Consider the following 15,391-nt stretch of genomic DNA (forward strand, 5'->3'; position numbering starts at 1 on the left):
GATGACCCGAACGAAGATCACCCCCGAAGAGGCGCTTGCCTATCACCTGGAACCGCGCCCCGGAAAATACGATGTGGTCGCCTCGACCCCGATGGCGACGCAGCGCGATCTTTCGCTGGCCTACAGCCCGGGCGTTGCGGTTCCCGTTCAGGCCATCGCGGACGCGCCGGAAACGGCCTATGACTACACCGTCAAGGGCAACATGGTCGCCGTCATCTCGAACGGGACGGCGATCCTGGGCATGGGCAACCTCGGGGCGCTGGCGTCCAAGCCGGTGATGGAGGGCAAGGCGGTCCTGTTCAAGCGGTTCGCCGATGTGAACGCCATCGATATCGAGCTGGATACCGAAGACCCGGACGAGATCATCAAGGCCGTGTCGCTGATGGGGCCAACCTTCGGCGGCATCAACCTTGAAGACATCAAGGCGCCGGAATGTTTCATCATCGAACAGCGCCTGAAAGAGATCATGGACATTCCCGTGTTCCATGACGACCAGCACGGCACGGCCGTGATCTGTGCGGCGGGCCTGATCAACGCACTGGAACTGTCGGGCAAGAAGATCGAGGATTGCCGGATCGTCCTGAATGGCGCTGGGGCTGCCGGGATCGCCTGCCTGGAACTTCTCAAGGCGATGGGCGCGCGGCATGACAACTGCATCATGTGCGATACCAAGGGTGTGATCTATCAGGGCCGCACCGAAGGCATGAACCAGTGGAAATCGGCCCATGCCGCGAACACGGAGCTGCGCACGCTGGAAGAGGCGATGGCCGGCGCGGACGTGTTCCTCGGCGTGTCGGCCAAGGGCGCTGTGACGCCCGAGATGGTCGCCAGCATGGCCGACAACCCGGTGATCTTCGCAATGGCGAACCCCGATCCGGAAATCACGCCGGAAGAGGCCCATGCGGTGCGCGCCGATGCGATCGTGGCGACCGGGCGGTCCGACTATCCCAATCAGGTCAACAACGTCCTTGGCTTCCCCTATCTGTTCCGGGGGGCGCTGGATATCCACGCCCGCGCCATCAACGACGAGATGAAGATCGCCTGTGCCCAGGCGTTGGCGCGGCTTGCGCGCGAGGATGTGCCGGACGAGGTCGCGATGGCCTATGGGCGCAAGCTTTCCTTCGGGCGCGATTACATCATCCCCACGCCCTTCGATCCGCGGCTGATCTATGTGATCCCGCCCGCGGTCGCAAAGGCGGGCATGGATACCGGGGTGGCGCGGCGGCCGATCATCGACCTGAAGGCCTATGAACAAAGCCTGAAGGCCCGGATGGACCCGACGGCCAGCATCCTTCAGGGTGTGCATGCCCGCGCCCGCGCGGCGCAGGCCCGCATGATCTTTGCCGAAGGTGACGATCCCCGCGTCCTGCGCGCGGCAGTGGCCTATCAGCGGTCGGGCCTGGGCAAGGCGCTGGTCGTCGGCCGCGACGCCGATGTGCGCGAAAAGCTGGATGCCGCCGGCCTCGGCGAGGCAGTCCGCGAGCTAGAGGTGGTGAACGCGGCCAACACCCGCCATCTCGATCAGTACAAGGATTTCCTGTACCACCGCCTGCAACGGCAGGGGTTTGACCGGCACGACGTGCACCGTCTGGCCGCGCGCGACCGGCATGTGTTTGCGTCACTGATGCTGCAGCACGGACATGGCGATGGGCTTGTCACCGGGGCCACCCGCAAATCCGCGCATGTGCTGCAACTGATCAACCATGTCTTCGATGCCAAGGCCACCGACGGGGCCGTTGGGGTGACGGCGCTTTTGCACAAGGGTCGGATCGTGCTGATCACCGACACGCTGGTGCATGAATGGCCCGACGAACATGATCTGGCGACGATTGCGATCAAGGCGGCGGGCGTGGCACGTCACTTCGGCCTCGATCCTCGGGTGGCCTTCGTGTCGTTCTCGACCTTCGGCTATCCGGTTTCAGAGCGCGCCGCGAAAATGCACGAGGCGCCAAGGGTGCTGGACAGGATGGGCGTCGACTTCGAATACGAAGGCGAAATGACCGTCGATGTGGCGCTGAATGCCGATGTGATGGCGCAATACCCGTTCTGCCGCCTGACCGGACCGGCGAACGTTCTGGTAGTTCCAGCGCGTCATTCGGCGTCGATCTCGGTCAAGCTGATGCAGGAAATGGCCGGAGCGACCGTGATCGGCCCGATCCTGACCGGCGTCAGGAAGCCGATCCAGATCTGTTCCACCAATTCGACGGTGAACGACATCCTGAACATGGCGGCGCTTGCCGCGTCCAAGATCGGCTAGCGGCGGGGGGCGGTCATGGCGGTCTGGAACCTGGGTTCGGTCAACATCGACCATGTCTATCAGGTGCCGCACCTGCCCGCCCCGGGCGAAACGCTTGCGGCCCTGTCCTATTCGACCGGGCTGGGTGGAAAGGGCGCGAACCAGTCGGTCGCCGCCGCGCGCGCAGGGGCCGTGGTGCATCACATCGGGGCCGTCGGTCCCGATGCCGATCGGGTGCTGGCGCGGTTGCGTGCTTTTGGCGTTGGAACAGACGCCATCCGGATCACCGACACCCCCACAGGCCATGCGATCATCACGGTCGATGCGCAGGCCGAGAACGCGATCATCCTGTTTCCGGGCGCCAATCTGCTGCCCGATCGCGATCAGGTGGAAGGCGCGCTGGCGGATGCAAGGGTCGGGGATTTCCTGCTTTTGCAGAACGAAACATCCGCCCAGGCCGAGGCGGCGCGGATCGGGCGGGAACGCGGCCTGCGCGTCGTCTATTCCGCCGCGCCGTTCGATGTTGATGCCGTGCGCGAGGTTCTGCCCTTTACCAACCTTCTGGTCATGAACGAAGGCGAGGCCGCGCAACTGCAAGCGGCGCTCGGGCAGGTTCCCCCGGTGGAACGGATCGTGACCCGCGGCGCAAAGGGGGCCGAATGGCATTCCCCGTCGGGCGAGGTGCTTTCGGTTCCCGCCTTTCGTGTCAGGCCCGTCGATACGACAGGGGCGGGCGACTGTTTCATCGGCAATCTCGTAGCCGCGCTGGATGCGGGGCTTTCCCGGCCCGAGGCGATGCGCCGCGCTTCGGCGGCTGCGGCGATCCAGGTGACACGCGCCGGCGCGGGCGAGGCCATGCCGGATGCCGCGGACGTCACCGCATTCCTGCAGGATTAGAGCCTATTTGGCAAAGGCCGCCGCCGATCCCCACAACTGCCTGACCCGCTGGTCGCGGCCGCAGGCCTCGCGATAGAACTTGTAGGCATTCGCTTTCGATTTCGGCCCGGCGCGTGTGATCACGATGTCGCCGCTCTTGTAGTAATCCTGGTGATAGTCCTCGGCAGGCCAGAACCGGCCAGCGCCAAGAACCGGGGTCGCGATCTTTGCCCCCAGGTCGGCGCCCGCCTTTGCGATGGCGCGCCGCGCCGCGTCTTCCTGGGCCGCGTTCAAAGGAAAGATCGCCGTGCGATAGCTTTTTCCCCGGTCGCAGAACTGCCCTCCCGCATCGGTCGGATCGACCGACCGCAGGAACAGGTGCAGGATGTCGTCATAGCTGATCCGAGCGTTGTCAAAGGTGATCTCGACCGCCTCGTAATGTCCCGTCCTGCCTCCGGAAACCTGCTTGTATGTCGGGTTCTGTTCGGACCCGCCCGTATAGCCCGAAACGGCACCGATCACACCCGGCACCTTTTCGAAATCGGCCTCGACGCACCAGAAGCACCCACCAGCGACAATGGCCTTTTCGGGTGCGGCATGGGCCGATGCCGCAAGCGCAGCGCACAAAATTCCTGATAACGCCAATATCTTCATTCACACCTCCATCACGAAACCAAACCATGACGGCAAGTCCAACGCGCGGCAATTCACCCGTCGGTGACATCACGCGATCTTTATGTTCGCACCGGAAGCGTGCAGACTCGCCCATGTAGACAAAAGACTGACACGGCGAATGAGATGAATCTGACCTGCTTCAAGGCCTATGACGTTCGCGGAAAGCTGGGCGTCGACCTGGACGAATCGGTTGCCTACCGGATCGGGCGGGCAACGGCAGAGGTGCTTGACGCGCGCACCATCGTGGTGGGTCGTGACGTCCGCGCATCCTCGCAGGCGTTGATGGATGCGGTGGTCGAGGGCGTCCGCGATGCAGGCGCCGATGCGCTGGATCTCGGGCTTTGCGGCACGGAAGAGATGTATTTCGCGACCGCCCATCTGGATGCGGATGGCGGGATCGAAGTGACCGCCTCGCACAACCCGATGGATTACAACGGGATGAAGATGGTCAAGGCGGGGTCGGCACCGCTTGGCCAGGACAGCGGCCTTGGGGCCATTCGCGCGCTGGCCGAAAGCGGCACGTTCCGCGCAGTGGGGGCGCGGGGTATGCTGCGCGACGTGTCGTCCTGCCGGGCGGCTTATGTGGACCGTGTCCTATCGATGGTCGACATCGCGCAACTGCGCCCGTTGCGGATACTGGTGAACGCAGGCAACGGTGCAGCCGGCCCGACCTTCGATGCCCTGGCCGATGGGTTGCGCGAACGGGGTGCGCCCCTGTCCTTCGTGCGGATGCACCATGACCCCGACGGCCAGTTCCCGAACGGCATCCCGAACCCCCTTCTGCCCGAGAACCAGCCGGTGACCGCCGAAGCGGTGCGCCAGCACGGCGCGGATTTCGGGGTTGCCTGGGATGGCGACTTCGACCGGTGCTTCCTGTTCGATCACCTTGGCACCTTCGTGCCGGGCGAATACATCGTCGGGCTTCTGGCCGAGGTCTTCCTTGACCATCATCCCGGCGAGGCGATCGTGCACGATCCGCGGGTGGTCTGGAACACGCAGGATGTGATCCGGTCGGGCGGCGGGCGCGGGATCCAGTCGCGCACCGGCCACGCCTTCATGAAACAGACGATGCGCGATCATGACGCGATCTATGGCGGCGAGATGTCGGCGCACCATTATTTCCGCGATTTCATGTATTGCGATTCCGGCATGATTCCCTGGCTTCTGATCGCCGAACTGATTGGCCGTCGCGGTGCTTCTCTGGCCGATCTTCTGGCCGACCGCATCGCGCGCTTTCCCTCGTCGGGCGAGATCAACTTTGCGCTGAAGGATCCAGCCGCGGCTGTTCGCCGCGTCCTGGATGCGTTCGAGGCAGAGGCGGAAAGCCGCGACGACAGTGACGGCGTCGGCCTATCGTTCCGGGACTGGCGGTTCAACCTGCGGTCATCGAACACCGAACCGCTCTTGCGCCTGAATGTCGAGGCGCGGGGCGATGCGCGGCGGGTTCAGGACGGGGTGGACAAGATTGCTACGCTGATCCGGTCCGAAGCCTAGACCGGCACTGGCATCAGGGTTGCCGTCCGCGTCCACAGAACGGCAACCTCGATCCGCCGGTCGGGGTAGATCTGCGCAAGCGCCGCAGCATAGGCCGCAAGCTGGCGGCGGATGCCGTCGGGCACTTCCTGGGCCTTGTCGGGAACGATCCGGTTCGACTTGAAGTCAACCGCCAGCACCCTTTCGGGTTCGACGACCAGACGGTCGATCGTGCCGGAAAGGCGCTGCCCCTCGAATTCGGCGGTGACGGCCACTTCGGCCAGCGTGCCGGGTTTGAAAAGCGGCGCAAGATGCGGCGCCATCAGGACCGGGCGCGCCTCGGCCAGCAGATCGTCGCTGTCGGGCGCATCCTCAAGCAGGCGCCGTGCCAGGGCGGGCCATTCGGCGGGGTCCGCGTCGGGCAGATGTTCCAGCAGCAGGTGCAGCCTTGTTCCGCGTTTCATCGACTCTTCGCTGCTGCCGTCGGTTTCGCCCGGCATCACCTTTGCCCCGCCAAGATCGGAGGGTGACAGCGGTCGGGGCGGGCGCGGGCTGTCGGGTGACTTCCGCCGCGCCCATTCGGGAAGCGGTGCCTCTGGCCGTGCATCCGCCACCGCCGCTGGCGTGCCGGTTGGCCAGGCGCCGGTTTCGTGGACAAGTCGGCCATCGGCGGCAGTGCGCGCGCCGAGCGTTTCCATCCCCTCGCGAACCAGGTTGTACCAGGCCATTTCGTCGCTCAACTTGCCGGTGGCGGCGACGATCAGGCGGCATTGCGCACGGGTCAGCGCGACATAAAGCAGGCGAAGCTGTTCCTCGGCCTCGCGATCCTCGCGCAGGGCGCGGGCGGTCTCGATCTCGGGCGGCGAGGCTTTCTTGGGCATCCGCCAGGCAATGGTTCCGTCTGCCAGACGGATCGCGACGCCGCGTTCCTGCCGGGTCCGGTCGGCCGTGTCGGGCAGGATGACGAAGGGCGCCTCAAGCCCCTTCGCGCCATGCACCGTCATCACCCGGATCTGCTGGCCGACGCTGTCCATCTGCCGTTTCACGGTCACGTCGTCGGTGTGCAGCCATGTCAGGAAGCCGGTCAGGCTGGGCACGTCGTTGCGTTCGTAGGCGAGCGCCTGCGAAAGCAGTTCGTCCATCCCGTCCTCGGCCTCGGCGCCAAGACGCGCCAGAAGTTTCCGGCGTCCGTCGTGCCGCGTCAGGATCCGTTCGATCAGGTCATAGGGCCGCAGGAAATCGGCCTGATCGCGCAGGTCGGTCAGGATGGCCATCGTTTCGCCGTGGTCGTCGGCCTTTTCGCGCAGCGCTTGCCAGAGGTATCCCTCGCGCCCTTGCGCCAGCCTGAAAAGATCGTCTTCCGTCCAGCCGAACAGGGGCGAGCGCAGCGCCGCGGCCAGCGACAGATCGTCCTCGGGCGTGGCCAGAACGGAAAGGACGGCGGCGAGGTCCTTCACCGCCAGTTCCCCGCCCAGTTTCAGCCGGTCCGCCCCGGCGATGGGAAGGCCGGCCTTCTTGCAGGCGCGGATGATTTCGGAAAAGAGCGGCGAACGCCGCCGCACGAGGATCAGGAAATCGCCCGCATGGGCAGGGCGGAACCCCCCCTTGACCGGCACCTGCACGCCTGCCGCCAGCAGCGCCCCGATTTCCTCGGCAATCTCGCGAGCGAGGCGGGCGATGTGGTGTTCCTCGCCGATGATGTCGACCGGGTCCCACCATTCCTCTTTCTCGGCCTTGCCCGAGGGCGGGATCGGAGGCCAAAGCTCCACCCGCCCGGGCATCCCGGAATTGAAGGCAAGGTGGTGGCATTGTCCGCCCAGGCCACGACCGCTGTGCCGGGCAAAGACCGCATCGACGAGATCGAGGATCGCGGGAGAGGACCGGAACGAATATTCCAGATCGAGCGACTGGATCGGCTGGCCGATTTCCGAAAACCGCTGGCGGAAATGCCCCTGCATCCGGTCGAACGCCTGAAGATCGGCGCCCTGGAAGGAATAGATGGATTGCTTCTTGTCGCCCACGACAAAGACCGTGCGGGCGATGTCGCGCGCGCCCTGGCCTGCGGTGAATTCCCGTGCCAGCAGTTCGATCACGCGCCATTGCTGGGGCGAGGTGTCCTGCGCTTCGTCCACAAGAATGTGGTCGATGCCGCCATCCAGGCGGAACAGCACCCATTGAGCCACCGCCGGATCGGTCAAGAGCGCCACCGCCTTGGCGATCAGGTCATCGAAATCCAGCGCGGCGCGGTTCGCCTTGCGCCGGTCGTATTCCTGCAGGAACACGTGCGCGAACCGGTGCAGAGCCAGGCTTTTCTCGGCGGCTTCAAGCGCGATGCGCCTTGGCCGCGCGGCTTCGACGCGCCGCATCAGCTGTTCGAACCGGTCGGCCAGTGCGCCAAGACGATTGCGGGTGTCCTTTGTGGGAACCGACCCCACCTTTGCCGAATAGGGCGATTGTGCCGTCTCACCCGTGAGGACGATCCGTTCCAGATCGGCCAACGTCCTTGTCGTCGGCGCATCGAGGCGCAATGCAGCAAGGTTTTCTGCCGTCCTTGCGTCCGTGATCTTGGCGCTGGCCAGAAGGATGGGGCGCATCGCGGCAATCAGGCTGGCCTCGTCGCCCAGAAACACCTCGGCCAGAAGGGTTTCGGCCGTGAACCCTGAGGGCAGGCCCATCCGGGCGCGCCAATGATCAAGGTCGGCAGGCGCCGTGAAGCCCGCCCGATCGGCCACGATGGATTGCGCGACCTCGGAAAAATCCTCGCCCGAATAGACAGCGGCAAGGTCCTCGACCAGATCGGGCGCGATCGACGCGGCCATCTCGGTGACGATTTCCTGCATCATCAGGCTGGCCGCGCGTTCGTCCATTTCGGTGAACTGCGGCGAGATGCGCGCCTCGAGCGGGAACCGCCGCAGAAGCGAGGCGCAGAAGGAATGGATCGTCTGGATGCGCAGGCCGCCCGGCGTTTCGATGGCACGCGCGAACAGCCGCCGTGCATCCGCCAGCAGGGCTGGGCGGGGTGCGATCTCGACGCCCAGTTCGGCCAGCCGGTCAGACAGGGCGGCATCGGGCAGCATCGCCCATTCGCCGAGCGTCCGGAACAGGCGGTTCTGCATCTCGGTCGCGGCGGCCTTGGTGTAGGTCAGACACAGGATGCGTGCCGGGTCGGTCCCGTCCAGCAGAAGCCGCGCCACACGGTCGGTCAGAACGCGCGTCTTGCCCGACCCGGCATTGGCCGAAAGCCAGGTCGATTGTGCCGGATCGGCGGCCCGGATCTGCCGTTCGGTTGCGTCATTGGGGCGGGGTCGCGTCATCCCACATCCTCCGGTCCGGGCGCATCGCCCATGCCCCATTCGCCGTAGCGGGCGAGATGGTCATAGTCGCCCGCCTCGTCGGCCTTGGCCGGGGCGCGCCGCGAGGTATAGCCCTGATCGGCCTGCATGTAGCGCCGGATCAGCCGGATCAGATCGGCCCAGACCGTTTCCAGCGTGGCCGCATCGACATCGGGTTCCGAAATTTCCGGTGAAGCCCCAAGGCCGACATAGGTGGCGCGCGCTGGTTCGACCGGGCCGAGTTCCGAGAACGCCCCACGAGTGGCCATCGCGGCCTCGATCAGCAACTGCTTTTCGAAATGCTTCTGTGCGTCGGCGCTGGGCGGGTTGCCCGTCTTGTAGTCGATCAGGTGGATGCGTCCGTCGGGCAGCAGGTCGATGCGGTCCGGCTGTGCGGTCAGCGTGAAATCCAGCGGATCAAGCCGGACCTTGCCGCGCGTTTCCAGAACGACCGGCGTGCCGCCGTGGCGTTCGTCCTGATCCAGAAAGAAATCTGCCGCGCGCGCCAACCGGGCCTGCCACAGGGCGCGGGCATCGGGCCATGGCACCTCGGATTCCAGAACCCGGTGGGTGATATCCATCAGCCGGGCGCGCGCCATCTCGCGCGGTTCGCCTGCGGTCGCGTGCTTGCGGCGTTCGCGCACATAGGCTTCGAGGATCAGGTGCAGAACCGATCCACGCAGCCGCGCATCGGGGGATTGCGTCAGCGGATCCAACGGCGACAGGCGCAGGACGTGCCGCGCATAAACTGCATAGGGGTCGCGGATCAGCCGGGCGATCGTGGTGACGGAAAGCCGGTCGGGCCGCGCCGCCACGGGGGGGCGGGGCGAAGGGCGTGGCGCCGGGGCCAGCGCGGTTTCCGGCCTTTCCAGAAGGCGGGCCCGGTCAAGCCACAGGCGCCCCCGGTCGCGCATCGCAGCCAGCGCCTCGGGGCCGCGCCGGTCGGGCAGGCCTGCCATCAGGTTGGAAAGCCGGTTCAACCAGCGCGAAGGCACCGTTTGCGCCTCGGCGTCGCGCACCGACCGGGAAAGGACAACGCGCGGCGCGGCGATGGCCTGCTGAAAATCATGCGCCGAAAGCCCGATCCGGCGTTCCGGCAACAAAAGGCCCGCAGCCAGGCGCATCTGCCGGTTCAGCCATGGATCGGGGGGCGGAAGCTGCGGCCAGATCCCGTCGTTCAGCCCTGCGAGCAGCACCAGATCGGCACCCTGAACGCGCGCCTCCAGCGTGCCCCAGATCATGATCCGGGGATGCGCCACGACATCCTCGCGCACCTCGCCGCGCGCGATAAGCGCATCAAGAAGGTTGCGGTATTCCGCGTTCGTCATCGTCCCGCCGTGGGGGGCCTCGGTGGCCAGGTTATCCATCAGGCTGCGGGCCATTTCGCCCGCTTCCCTGACCCAGAGCGACGATGGCGCGCTGCCCGGACCCTGCGCCAGCAGTTCGGCCAGCGCCAGGTGCCGCGCCACATGGTCGGACAGTTCGATCGGGCCCGTCTCGCCCTCCGGATCGGCCAGCGCCGAAAGGACACGCCCGATCCATTCGCACCAGGGCGCGACCCGTTCGGGCGTGCGTTGCGCATTGCCCCATGCCGATACTGTCTGTGCCGTGGGGAAGGCGGGGCCGTGCTTGCGGATATGCAGTTCCAGATCGCGCGAGAACAGAAGGTGCTGGCCCCGGTCGGCCCCGGTCGCCGTCAGCGGGTGTTTCAGCAGGATCAGCAGATCCTCGCCCGTGATCCGCTGGCCGAACAGGCCGGCCAGATGCCGCAACAGCCTGCCCGGCGGCGTCAGTCCAAGCGGACGGCCGGCGGAATCGTCGGGCCGGATGCCCCAGCGATCCAGCGCCGCGGTCACCATCCGCGTCAGCCCGCGATCCGGGGTGATAAGGGCGACGCGGATATCGCTTTCGGCCGCCTCGCGCAGGATCAGTGCCAGCGCCAGCGCCTCTTGCCGGGGGTTTTCGGCCTCGATCAGGGTCATGTCTTCGGTCGCGGACGGCAGATCATCCAGCGTTGCGCCTTCGGCAATCCACTGGTCGGTGATCGGAGCGGGGCGCAGGGCCAGGGACACCAGCCTGTTGCGCGACGGGGCGGGGGCCCGCGCCGCCACCCACGGGCGAATGTCGGCGTGGCCGATTCCCATCATCTGCACCAGCCGATGGAACCGGTATTGCGGGTGATCCTCGGCGGTCAGCGCGTCTTCCAGCCGGTCCCAGACGCTGGCCGGTGTGGCGTCGTCATATCCGGGCAGGACGATGGCACCCTGCGGAAGGCCCGCCACAAGCCGCATCAACGCCGCCGTGGTGCCGCGCGACCCGGTGGAGCCTGCAATCACCACGGGATCGGCGGGCGGTGTCAGCTTCCACACCCCGGCCAGCGCCTCGACCGTGCGGCGCAATTGCATCTGCGCATCCGGCGCGGCGCCATCGGTGAAAAGCGGAACGACGATGTTCAGGATCTTCTGCGTGCGCTGCCAGTGGGCCGAATGCTGCGAGACATCCAGCCCCATGACGGTTTCCGGCAGCACGCCTTCGCCCTGCATCTCGTCGATCAGGTCGGCCAGACTGTCGGCCAGATCATAGGCCGCGCTGGCCGGGGCCAAGTCAGGCTCCACCGCCAGCAGGCGGCGGACAAGCTGCGCGATCTCGAGCCTGCGGCGAAGGGTTGGCACCGGGGCCGCGATGCCGGCGCGGGCCGCTTCGGGCGCAAGATCGGTGACAAGACGGATGCGCGGCAGGAAACCCGCGCCCTCGGCCGACATCAGATCGACGATGCGGCGGCGCATGCGTTCGGTGTTCACGAACAGGGTGATGCGCGCCATCGCCTCGGGCGGCTGGCCCTGAAGGCGCGCGCGCAGCCCCGCGATCAGGAGGCGCGGGAAATCGACGCCGGGCGGCAGGCAGAACAGGCGCGGCCCGGTCGCCTCGGCCCCGGTGAACAGCCGCGCCCTATCCATCGGCTTCGGCCAGCATCTGTTCGGCCTCGGCGATGCCGCCGGGGTGGCCCACGTCGCACCAGAGCCCGTTGTGCACCAGACCGAAGGCTCGACCTTCTGCAATCGCCTGATCCCACAGCCGGTTCAGCGAAAAGACCCGGTCGGGGATCGCCGACAGCCCATCGGTCTTGAGGATCTGCGCGCCCAGATAGGTCAGGCCCGGCTGGCCACCGGCGCGCCGGATGCGCCCGGCCTGATCCATGACGAAATCGCCCGTGCCCCGGTGCCCGCGCGTCAGCGGTGCGGGCAGCAGCAGCAAGAGCGCATCCATTTCTGCGGGGTCCCAGGCCTGCAGCAACTGGATCAGTGGGTTCTGCCCGGTCCAGACGGCATCCGAATTCAGGGTCAGGACCGGGCCGCGCCCCAGAAGTGGAAGCGCCTGTTTCAGCCCGCCGCCCGTTTCCAGAATTTCATCCGCTTCGTGCGACAGGGCGATGTCGGGGCGCGTGCCAAGGTGCCGGACGATCTGATCGGCCAGGTAATGGGTGTTGACCACGATCCGCCCGATCCCGGCCGCATCGGCCAGATCCAGCGCATGATCCAGCAGCGCCGCGTCGTTGACGCGGATCAGCGGCTTTGGCTGTGCGCGGGTCAGTTCGCCCATTCGGGTTCCGAACCCGGCGGCAAAGACCATGATCGCATTCACGTCCTGCGGCATTGCAGCCTGATCCTTTCGATCGCACCGGCGTCGGGTGCGGGAAGGGTTTCATTCACGATCCGCGCCAGGTCCGACAGCGCAGGATGGCCCAGGTTGCGCTGAAGTTGCGACCAGACGCGGGGCAGGAAGGCAAGATAGCGATCCTTTCCGCCAACAAGGCAAAGGCGCGCAAAGATGCCGATGATCCGCAAGGCGCGCTGCGCGCCCAATGCGGCATAGGCCGCGCTGAAGCTCTGTTCCGATCGCCCGCTGCGTTCAAGGAAATGCCGGATCGTCGCGGCCTCGGTCGCCTCGGACACATCGCGCCGCGCGTCCTGCAGAAGCGACACGAGGTCATAGCCCGGCTGGCCCATCTGGGCCAGCTGGAAATCCAGCAGGCCGACACGCCGCACACCTTCGCGGTCGGGAAGCCACAGCAGGTTTTCGGCGTGATAGTCCCGCAGGATCACCACGCGCGGCCCGTCGGCATGGGCGGTCAGGATGTGTTCCATCTCGGCCCGGAGGGCATCGCGCCCCGCATGATCGCCGGTCAGCGCGTGGCGGTAGAAATCGACGCAGAACATCGCCGCCTCGGCCCAGTCGGCTGCCGTCAGGTCGGGCAGGCCCGGTGGCGGTGCGGCCTGGTGAAGGCGGATCAGCACATCGGCGGCGGCCCGGCAAAGCGGGGCCTCGCGCGCAGGCTCCTGTTCGATCAGGCGGGCGAACAGGTCGTCGCCCAGATCCTCAAGCAACAGAAAGCCATGCTTCAGGTCGCGCGCAAGGATCGCGGGCGGCGACAGGCCAAGACGGCCAAGGAATTCGGCGATCTTGATGAAATCGGCGGGATCATCGCCCTTTCCCGGCGGGGCGTCCATCAGAACCGCCCGTCGGTCGCCAAGGGCAAGGCGCTGATAGCTGCGGTCCGAGGCGTCGCCCGCCAGTGGCCAGCGCCGCGCGTCGGCCCAGCCATGCGTTTGCAGGAAATCCAGCGCCAGCGCCGCGCGGTCTGTCATGCCTCGGCCCCCCCCTGGCCCGGCATCATCCCAAACAGCGCGCAGCGCCGCGGCAAATCCCGGACGGGTCGGTGCAAGGATCGTGGCGGTGCGCCCCTCTCCCTTCCGTTCCAGGCGCAGGGTCATGGCATCCGCAGGCACGTACCGTCCCAGGCGCTGGGGCCATTCCACAAGGCAGATGGCGGTGGCGAATGCCTCTTCCAGCCCCAGTTCGGCGATCTCGTCGGGCTGTGACAGCCGGTACAGATCGGCGTGCCAGATGTCGCCGTCTTCGGCCTCGTATGTCTGCACCAATGTGAACGTGGGGGATGGCACATCCTCCATCCGGCCAAGCCGCTGGCGGATCAGGCTTCGGGCGAGATGGGATTTTCCGGCGCCGATTTCGCCTTCAAGAAGCAGGGTGTCGCCCGGCCGCAAGAGGCGGGCAAGGCATCGGCCCAGACGCGCTGTGGCGCTTTCATCTGGCAGATCAAGGACAAGGACGGAACCGGGATCGGACATGCGCCGAATGTATCGACCCGCGTTCCGACCGCAAGCGAAACAGGACCGGTCAGGCGCGTTGTCTGGGACGCTCCCGCCCAACGGCCATCGTCGCGGGATCGGCCGGTTCCGGCAGGCGGAACGAAACCATCGTCGCCCCGGCGCCCAATGGCCTGACATGGCACGAAACGATCCGTCCGTCGGTCAGCCGCACATCGGCTGTCCATTCGCCGCGCGCCTCGCGCCCCAGGATGCTGCCTTCGATCCGCGACCAGGTTTCCGTCGGCGCCGAACGGGCCTGCCAGTGGGCGGACATGCTGCCGATGGCGCCGGCACCCAGGGCATCGGACGGGTCGTGATCCCACAGGTCGGCATAGGCACGGTTCGACATCACCAGAACGCCGGATTCCGAAAACACGGAAATCCCGTCGGCCAGTGTGTCCAGAACGGACTGGGCCATTTCCAGATTGGCGCGGAACAGACGCGCGCGGGACATTTCGGTGGTGATGTCCTCGATGATCAGGGCCATTGCCCCGTTCGGATGCGGGCGGCCAGAGACCCTGTAGGTGCGCCCGCCCGGCAGGTTCCAGGTTTCCTGAAACTGGCCTGCGGTCGCCGCCTTCTCGATCTCGGCCATCTGCTTGCGCCAGCTGCGGTAATCCTTGGGCTCGGGGATCGTGCGACGCTCGCGCATCTGATCCAGCAAGGCGAAAAGCGTGGGCTTCATCGTCAGGAAATCGGCCTTCAGGTCCGTCAGGTCCGCAAGCGCGGGGTTGAACATCGCAAGCTGGCGCTGGCGGTCGAACACGGCAAGACCGACGGGGAGGTGTGCGAAGGTCCGCGCCAGGGTCTGCATGAATTCGCGCAGTGCCTTTTCCGCGCTGACGGCCGCATCCGCGGGCGTGGCGAAGTACAGGGTTTCGCCGCAGCCATCGGGATGCGCGCTGATGTCGAACCACTGCGTGACAGCGCCCTTTTCCAGCTGCGCCCGATGGCTGGTGTCGCCCGGCGGCATTGCGGGGAAAAGCCGAGGCAGCGGCCATCCGATACCCTCGTCACGGGTTTCGCACAGGCCGGTCAGATAGGATTGGTTTGCCCATGTGACGCGGCCCCCGGCATCTTCGCGCCAGACCGGATAGGGGATCAGCGCGCCCAGTCGGCGCAGCCGGTCGAGTTCTTCGGCGATGGTCCGGTCGGTCAGCGGATCGTGGCCCCGCGCGGCCTCGCTGTCGGCATCCGACAGCGTCAGGCGCAGAAGGCCGCCGTTGCGGGATGCATGAAGAACAAGCGGGTTCACATCATTACGGGCCGAGTTCAGCGTGATCTGGCCGGTGGATCCCAGCCCGTCGATCTGTGCCGCGAGGTCCGGAAAGCGTGCGGCAAGAAAGCCCATGACCGCTTCCCAGGCGCGGCCGTCATTCCACGTGGGCCCGTCGCCGATGGCCCGCCCGATCAGCCGGCGTGCGGCAGGCGAGGTATCCAGCAGCGTCTGGCCGTCAAAGACGAAGACCGGTGCATCATCCTGCACCGCAAAGAGCGAGTTGCGCGGAACGACCACTGGCCTGAGACTGCCGTAAAGATGCATTGCCAGAAGGCCCAGCGTGACGGCACCGGCAGAGACGGAGGTAATCAACAGGACCAGGGGAACCGAAATATCCATGCACGCGGCCGAC

General features: G+C 66.4%; 9 protein-coding genes and 1 pseudogene. 3 read left to right on the forward strand and 7 right to left on the reverse strand.

All coding sequences use genetic code 11. The features are described 5' to 3' along the window. Nucleotide 1: 1 nt before the first annotated feature. Nucleotides 2-2,257 carry an NADP-dependent malic enzyme gene (locus E7811_RS08250; RefSeq protein WP_136394038.1) on the forward strand — a complete coding sequence of 752 codons (2,256 nt, stop codon included), beginning with the start codon at nucleotides 2-4 and terminating at the stop codon, nucleotides 2,255-2,257. Nucleotides 2,258-2,272: 15 nt separating this feature from the next. Next, nucleotides 2,273-3,133: a ribokinase gene (locus tag E7811_RS08255; protein WP_136394039.1), complete on the forward strand. Its 861-nt coding sequence runs from the start codon at nucleotides 2,273-2,275 to the stop codon at nucleotides 3,131-3,133. A 3-nt stretch (nucleotides 3,134-3,136) separates the two neighbouring features. Here E7811_RS08255 and msrA read toward each other — a convergent pair whose 3' ends face one another. Further along, nucleotides 3,137-3,766, reverse strand: coding sequence for a peptide-methionine (S)-S-oxide reductase MsrA (msrA, locus tag E7811_RS08260; RefSeq protein ID WP_136394040.1), 630 nt, complete (start codon nucleotides 3,764-3,766; stop codon nucleotides 3,137-3,139). A 144-nt stretch (nucleotides 3,767-3,910) separates the two neighbouring features. On the opposite strand from msrA, the gene E7811_RS08265 reads away from it, so the two are divergent. Beyond that, on the forward strand, nucleotides 3,911-5,281 hold the full coding sequence (locus E7811_RS08265) for a phosphohexomutase domain-containing protein (RefSeq protein WP_136394041.1): 1,371 nt from the start codon (nucleotides 3,911-3,913) through the stop codon (nucleotides 5,279-5,281). On the opposite strand, the gene addA is transcribed toward E7811_RS08265, so the two are convergent. From addA to E7811_RS08290, 6 genes and pseudogenes are all read right to left on the reverse strand, one after another. Further along, entirely contained in the window at nucleotides 5,278-8,574 is a 3,297-nt protein-coding gene (addA, locus tag E7811_RS08270; protein WP_136394042.1) for a double-strand break repair helicase AddA, read from the reverse strand. The genes E7811_RS08265 and addA overlap by 4 nt on opposite strands. Further along, a complete protein-coding gene (addB, locus tag E7811_RS08275; RefSeq protein ID WP_136394043.1) occupies nucleotides 8,571-11,549 on the reverse strand; it encodes a double-strand break repair protein AddB in 2,979 nt (992 codons plus the stop codon). Before addB ends, addA begins: the two co-directional genes overlap by 4 nt. Further along, the gene (locus E7811_RS08280) at nucleotides 11,542-12,246 is read right to left on the reverse strand and encodes a nucleotidyltransferase family protein (RefSeq protein ID WP_136394044.1); all 705 of its coding nucleotides are present in this window, start codon (nucleotides 12,244-12,246) and stop codon (nucleotides 11,542-11,544) included. Before E7811_RS08280 ends, addB begins: the two co-directional genes overlap by 8 nt. Further along, nucleotides 12,231-13,238 carry an aminoglycoside phosphotransferase family protein gene (locus E7811_RS08285; protein WP_246020321.1) on the reverse strand — a complete coding sequence of 336 codons (1,008 nt, stop codon included), beginning with the start codon at nucleotides 13,236-13,238 and terminating at the stop codon, nucleotides 12,231-12,233. Before E7811_RS08285 ends, E7811_RS08280 begins: the two co-directional genes overlap by 16 nt. An 84-nt stretch (nucleotides 13,239-13,322) precedes the next feature. Next, nucleotides 13,323-13,898, reverse strand: a pseudogene (gene tsaE, locus E7811_RS18195) (tRNA (adenosine(37)-N6)-threonylcarbamoyltransferase complex ATPase subunit type 1 TsaE); the annotation flags it as partial. After that, complete coding sequence (locus E7811_RS08290) at nucleotides 13,789-15,378, reverse strand: PAS-domain containing protein (protein ID WP_136394046.1); 1,590 nt, start codon at nucleotides 15,376-15,378, stop codon at nucleotides 13,789-13,791. The gene E7811_RS08290 and the pseudogene tsaE, both read right to left, overlap by 110 nt. Nucleotides 15,379-15,391: the final 13 nt, after the last annotated feature.

Source organism: Aliigemmobacter aestuarii, from assembly GCF_004799285.1.
GTDB lineage: Bacteria > Pseudomonadota > Alphaproteobacteria > Rhodobacterales > Rhodobacteraceae > Aliigemmobacter > Aliigemmobacter aestuarii.